Source organism: Pelomicrobium sp. G1, from assembly GCF_051905455.1.
Lineage (GTDB): Bacteria > Pseudomonadota > Gammaproteobacteria > Burkholderiales > UBA6910 > Pelomicrobium.
In genome coordinates this window covers 1-401 of the sequence record NZ_JBQACR010000135.1, presented here as the reverse complement: position 1 = coordinate 401, position 401 = coordinate 1, and the positions used below count along the sequence as shown (strand labels likewise).

1 protein-coding gene is annotated in these 401 nt (G+C 63.3%); it reads left to right on the top strand.

Features of this window, described 5'->3' with window-relative positions:
* Positions 1 to 401: DUF3418 domain-containing protein (locus ACTFO6_RS17855; RefSeq protein ID WP_439935758.1), on the top strand; the 401-nt coding region annotated here is incomplete at both ends.

Below are 401 nucleotides of genomic sequence, written 5' to 3'. Positions count from 1 at the left end.
GAAGAGCGGATGTTTGCCTTTTTCGACGCCCGCGTTCCGCCCGACGTCTACAACGGCATCTCGTTCGAGCGCTGGCGAAAGGAAGCGGAAGCGAAGAATCCCCGGCTCCTCTTCATGAGCCGCGACGATCTCATGCGCCACGAGGCGGAAGGGATCACGGAAGCGCTCTATCCCGAGTCGCTGGAGGTGAACGGGGTCGCTCTTAAGCTCTCCTATCGCTTCGAGCCTGGTCACCCCATGGACGGCGTTACCGTGACCGTGCCGCTGCATCTTCTCAACCAATTGCCCGCAGCGCCGTTCGAGTGGCTGGTGCCGGGCATGCTGCGCGAAAAGGTGAACGCCCTGATCCGGGGGCTGCCCAAGTCCCTGCGCCGGGCTTTCGTGCCGATCCCGGAATGCGT